This is a genomic window from Steroidobacter sp. (assembly GCF_016790065.1).
Lineage (GTDB): Bacteria > Pseudomonadota > Gammaproteobacteria > Steroidobacterales > Steroidobacteraceae > Steroidobacter.
In genome coordinates this window covers 1-5,753 of sequence record NZ_JAEUPY010000742.1, presented here as the reverse complement: position 1 = coordinate 5,753, position 5,753 = coordinate 1, and the positions used below count along the sequence as shown (strand labels likewise).

The window sequence follows — 5,753 nt, the reverse complement described above, 5'->3', positions numbered from 1 at the left end:
TCCGGCACTGCGCAGCTTGAGCCCTAGCCAGAACGTGCTGCTGTCAGATCTCTGCCGTTTGTAGCCAGTCGCCTCCAGAGAGCGGTTGAATTCTCTCTGTGATACTGGATTGATCAGCACCTTGCCTGCGCTTCTGAGGTCGCACCAATTCTGATAATCGCTGTAGAGTTTGTTAGATAGCTCTTTAGCCTGAGCCTTCGTTCGGACTCGCTCGCGCATCCAGTGGGCAACGCTGTCCATTTCTTCGCGGTAGTTCGCAATCTGACTCCTGACTTTGTCCGGAATCCCGAGTCCTTCAAACTGGTACTCAAGCGCGCCCTCGACAGCCCAAGTCAGAATTCCGGGCAGCTCTGCCTCTAGTTTCCTGGGCAACTCAGCGTCTACGTCTTCTGGAGCCAAGCGAAGCTCGAAGGGAATTTCGACGATGCGATCCCAGATGGCGGTGTCCCCTCCATCGATGCGCGGCCGGTGATTGCATCGGACAACGAATTTCGCATCGACGACGAACTGAACGGGAGGAGAATTGAGGCCGCGCACTGTAATCGTGTCTCGGCCGGTGAGTTCCTTTACGACAGCAGGGTCCAGCTGCTTTCCCTCTTGTACTTCGGATGCGGTCGCGAGCCTCTTACCGCGAAGTTGACGCAAGAAGGGCTGCGCACCCTCGGCATCGCGGTCCATCCGCTGCCGCATGATTAACTCGCTTTTCGCAGCCAGGCCGTAGTCGCCGAAGAGCTTCAGCAGCGTTTCGATGAAGACGGACTTGCCGTTACGGCCGACGCCGTATAGAAAGAAGATCAACCGTTCATGGTTGCCGCCGATCAGAAAGTACCCCGCAAGCCGCTGCAGGAATTCAACCAGATCATCATCATCGCTCATGATTTCATTGATGAACTGCAGCCATCGCTCGCAGACTGCTTCGGGGTCGTACGGCGCATTCATGCAGTGCGTGACGTGGGCATTGTATGAGTCGCGCACAAGCTCACCGCGACACAGATCAAGCACGCCGTTCTCCACGCCGAGCAGGTATGGATCACTGTCGAGATCGCGAGCGGCGATACGGATGCGTGGATCGCTCGCGGCCATTGCGACGGCCCCCGTTGTAACTTTCCGGTTGTCACTTTTCGCGGACCAGAGCAGCATGCGCTTGCGCAGCTCCTTATCAGCGACTCGATTGCCGTACTCGGCAATAGAGACAAGGGTCTCCTTCATTCTTTCGTGTATATCTAGCGCGCGGGACGATTGCGGGAGCCACAGCGTGCCATTCCAGGCGAGCCATAGGTTCTCGTCATCGCAGTAGCGGACTTCATCGCCGTATCGGTGAGCGAACATCCTAGCTAGACCGCCCTCCGTGTTACTCATCATAATGGTCCGAAGCTGCTCAACAGCGCCGCTGTCCCACTTCTCGCTCGGCAACTGTTTGAATGCCCTTATTCCCTTCGCCGCTATGAAGTCATCGAGCCCCATCGGCTTGCCACGAACCATCGGCAAACTGACGTACATCACTCGCGCCCCCTGGGAAGTGAGCCAGTCGCCGATCAGAAGGTATGGAAGCCCAACGCCACGCTTCGCGTCACGATCGCCATCGAATACCGGAATCACCGTCCGATCCTTCCAGCCGTATCGACTTAAACCGGGGATGGGCTGCCGATCTTTCTGCCAGTTCCAGGCTCCCGCCACGGCTATCGCAGGCAGGCCGTGATCAATAGCGCACAACGCCTTAAGCGGCCCTTCAGCGATTAGGATCTCTTGATCTGTGTCGTCACGAATTTCTTGCCAATCGATATCATCTAGCGGCGCCTCGTAGATGCGGCTACCCATACCGCCAGGAGAAAGCCACTTCGGTTTCCTGTCGTCGAAGATGCGAACCACACCGTAGCTCTTTGAGAACGGCACCAGCAGTCCTTCGCCCTTTCGGCGAAAGATCGCTGCCGTTTCCTCCGGCGTTAGAAATCGTAGATTTGCTTCTCCGCGAATTTTCTTTCCGATGCCGCGCTCGTCCAGATACCTAACCTGTTCCTGCGGCAGCATTGGTGATCCAAGCTCGCGCCAGTCTGTTCGTTTCGTCATGCTGATCTATGCCTTATGTTTGTTCACACACGCGCAAACCGCCCTCAAAGCCGAGGGGCGGAAAGCGACGTACTTTGTGTTGTTGAGCTAGGCCCGCGTCCGGCGCGGAGTGCTTCGGTGTTCGAGCATCGACCACCACGCATCGTTGCCACGTATTCCGCGTGCTTCGAGCTTCGCTCGAAACTCACTGACCGAATCTCGGACAGGTGATCGACGCCGAGCGCTGAGGTCGGAGCGATCTGGTTTTGTTTGGTCGGCTTCGAGTTCACGCTCATGCTGCTTGATCAGATCGTCGACAACGGCGTCTGCGAAGCAGTTGGCGAGGCGCATTACTGGAGAGAGCGGGATTTGGTTATTCGCGATGGCAGTTTTCATGCGCTCTGCTCCCTGCGCGCACGTTTGTATGCCAGCACGTCGGATTCATTTACTAGGCGGCGGCCAGTTGAATCTCGAGTAGAAGGAATGGCACCGCGATCAAGCAGTCTTCGAGCAGTGCACTCGGCGCAATCTAGGCTTCGCGCTACTGCGGTCATAGACAATAGGCGCTGAGACGTTTTCTTGGACATTGGCAACGGACCTCTCCGTGAAGCCGCCGGTCTGTGCTTTTCAAAAGCAATAGAACGCGGCGCTCCACTTGGCATGGAACGTCAGCGCTCTTTCACAGTCCGTACAGGGAGTGCCGTTCTCGCTCTAACCGGGCGACGGTCCCATCTCATGATGGCGACCTCGACTCGCACTACTATATTCTTGGCCATGCGAGTGGCTGCCTTACATCGGCGCTCTTTGCTCTCCGATGCTGGGATGCACTTTTGTTATTGCGCGTGCAGTTCCGCGCGAGGGCGTTTACGCCCATTACCCCAGTTGCAGGGCACCGCTGCCGTGCGGCGCGGCCAGCGGCACCAAGCCTCAAGCCAATGCGTAGTTTACTCCCCCAGCGCCTTAGCGCCTAGGGGCAATATCGCCTTACAAACCAACAAGTTACAGTTACTAGCAGGGCATGCTACAATTCACCCGCTATTTGCCAGCTAACGGGGTACGCAACGACAATGGCCACCAAACCCGCCGCCGCTGCTGTTTACAGCCGCTTCAGCACAGATCGCCAGACCGACTCCTCCATCGCGGATCAAGTTCGGATCTGTTCTGAGTGCGCGATCAAGAATGGAATGAAGATAAGGCACAAGTTCGAGGACCAAGGCATCAGCGGCGCGGCGCTCGGTAACCGCCCCGGCGCATTGAAAATGATGGAGGCTGCGCTGGCTCGCCGCTTCGATGTTTTGTTAGTAACCGACCTGTCGCGACTGTCACGTTCCAATGGTGACTTATCGAAGATGCTCGACCGCATGACCGCGAAGGGTATCCGCATCATCGGCGTGCAGGATGGTTACGATTCGGAGCGCAAAGGTCACAAGCTGCAAGCCGGCCTGTCGGGCATCATCGGCGAGTCGTTCCGTGAGATGGTGAAGGAACGAACATATAGCGCCCTCGAATCACGTGCCAAGGCAGGCCGTGCGACCGGAGGCCGCGCATACGGTTACGTGCCCGCAAGCAAATCGAACAGCGGCAGCATGGAGATCGACACCACCGAGGCGCGCGCCGTGCGCGATATCTTCCGGCTCTACGCAGAAGGCAAAAGCGAACGTGACATTGCCAGCCGATTGAATGCGCGTGCGGTCCCCTCCCCCGGCTCATCGTGGAAGCGGACAACTCGCCGTGCCAATGGATGGATGGGTTCGGCTATTCGAGCGATGCTGCGCAACCCTGTCTATGTCGGCGAGCTGATCTGGAATCAGTCGCAGTGGGTCAAAGATCCAGACAGTGGCGTGAGGAAGCGCATCGAGCGCCCGGAGAAAGAATGGATTCGACACACCGACGACTCGCTCCGAATCGTCGATCAGAAAACCTGGGGTGCTGTACAGAGCCGGATCGATAGCCTGAAGGCCGTTGGTGCCGTGTCGAGCCACACGGGCGGACAGCGCAAGTATCTGTTGAGCGGCCTACTCCGCTGCGCCAAATGCGAAGGGCACTACGTTCTCTCGAATGCGAGAGCCTACACATGCTCGACGTACATCGGCGGCAATGCATGCGACAACAGCATCAGCATTCGGCGCGACGTGATCGAGGGGCACATCATCGGCCGTATTAAGAGTTCACTGCGCGATCCGAAGCTAGTGCAAGCGATGGCGACGGAGATTCAGCGCCGCTTTAACGCGCAGCTGAAGGCCGCAGGCCAGCAGCCAGCGAAGGTCGCTCGCGAGATGCAGGATTGCGAGGACCGCATCGCTCGCTACGACTCATGGCTGAAGAAGGGTCACCCGGACCTGACGCGTGACGAGATCGCCACGATGCGCCAGCGGGCCGACGAGCAGCGCAAAGGGCTCCTCGCCCTACAACCCGCCGGCAAAGCCGGGGCGCTGAAGAACCTAGCGCGGCTGGTACCGGATGCGGCCAAGCTGTACCTGGAGAAGATCGACGCGGGATTAGAAGGCAATGCCAAGCAAGCAGCCGAGGCGCGGCAAATACTGCTGGAATGCTTGGGAGGCGAGCCAGTGCGGCTGGAGCCTCGAAAAGACGGTGCACTCATCGCACGCTTCGCCTTACAACCCGAAGTCGTCGTTCGGGCTGCAGGCGAGCGTAGGCTGAGTGGTAGCGGGGGTAGGATTTGAACCTACGACCTTCGGGTTATGAGCCCGACGAGCTGCCAGACTGCTCCACCCCGCAACAGGAGGGCGCGCATTGTAAGCGCCCTCGAATGAACATTACAAGCTAAATCGTCGGTCGAGAAACTACAGAGAAATCAGCAAGAACATGCGCCGTCAGACCTGTAAATGAAGTCGACGGCGGCGTTTTCAAGTGCGAACGCGCGTTATGGCAGCACGCGAGCGCAGATATCTAACAACACCGACGGGAAAATTCCGAGAGCCAGCACGGCGACGCCGTTGACGCTCAGTACGGTGCGAATGGTGCCACCTGCTTCGATGCTGTAGCTGTCGGTCGGTTCATCGAAGTACATCAGCTTGATGATGCGCAGGTAGTAGAACGCAGCGACCACTGACAGCAGCACGGACACTGCAGCCAGCCATGTGAGGCCGACGTTGACCACTGCACCCAGCACCGCGATCTTGGCCCAGAAGCCGACGAACGGCGGCACACCGGCAGTGCTGAACATCAGCATCATCATCACGGCAGCGAACCAAGGGCTCTTGCGATGCAGGCCTTTGAAGTCCTCGAGCTGGTCGCTTTCGAAGCCTTTGCGCGCCAACAGCAGGATCATGCCGAACGAGCCGACGGTCGTGATGACGTACGTCAATGTGTAGAACATCGACGCGCGATAGCCATCGTTAGTGCCGGCGAGGATGCCGAGCAGAATGAAGCCGACGTGCGAGATGGTCGAATACGCCAGCATGCGCTTGAGATTGGTCTGCGCGATGGCGACTACGTTGCCGATGATCATCGACGCCACGGCCAGCGCGATCAGCATGTTCTGCCAGCTGCCGACCATCACATCGAGGCCTTCGGCGAGCACGCGGATCGCGAGCACGAACGAGGCGATCTTCGGAGCGGAGCCGATGAACAAAGTCACCGGCGTCGGTGCGCCGTGATAAACGTCGGGCACCCACATGTGGAACGGTACCGCGCCGAATTTGAAGGCGATGCCGACGATCACGAACGCCAGACCGAAGATCAGT

At 58.3% G+C, this 5,753-nt stretch carries 5 protein-coding genes and 1 tRNA gene; 1 reads left to right on the top strand and 5 read right to left on the bottom strand.

Translation table 11 applies throughout. From position 1 onward, the window contains the following. From JNL55_RS30200 to JNL55_RS37560, 3 genes are all read right to left on the bottom strand, one after another. Window positions 1-2,067, bottom strand: a 2,067-nt coding sequence (locus JNL55_RS30200; RefSeq protein ID WP_293863346.1) for a phage/plasmid primase, P4 family, incomplete at its 3' end; no start/stop codon positions are given. 87 nt (window positions 2,068-2,154) lie between these two features. After that, complete coding sequence (locus tag JNL55_RS30195; protein WP_293863344.1) at window positions 2,155-2,442, bottom strand: hypothetical protein; 288 nt, start codon at window positions 2,440-2,442, stop codon at window positions 2,155-2,157. After that, entirely contained in the window at window positions 2,439-2,600 is a 162-nt protein-coding gene (locus tag JNL55_RS37560) for a helix-turn-helix domain-containing protein (protein WP_415923188.1), read from the bottom strand. Before JNL55_RS37560 ends, JNL55_RS30195 begins: the two co-directional genes overlap by 4 nt. A gap of 513 nt (window positions 2,601-3,113) precedes the next feature. On the opposite strand from JNL55_RS37560, the gene JNL55_RS30190 reads away from it, so the two are divergent. Beyond that, window positions 3,114-4,730, top strand: a complete 1,617-nt coding sequence (locus JNL55_RS30190; protein WP_293863343.1) for a recombinase family protein — start codon at window positions 3,114-3,116, stop codon at window positions 4,728-4,730. On the opposite strand, the gene JNL55_RS30185 is transcribed toward JNL55_RS30190, so the two are convergent. Together JNL55_RS30185 and JNL55_RS30180 are read right to left on the bottom strand one after the other, a co-directional pair. Further along, a tRNA-Met gene (locus tag JNL55_RS30185) sits at window positions 4,709-4,785 on the bottom strand. The genes JNL55_RS30190 and JNL55_RS30185 overlap by 22 nt on opposite strands. A 145-nt stretch (window positions 4,786-4,930) precedes the next feature. Continuing rightward, on the bottom strand, window positions 4,931-5,753 hold an 823-nt coding region (locus JNL55_RS30180), incomplete at its 5' end, for an NADH-quinone oxidoreductase subunit N (protein ID WP_293863341.1).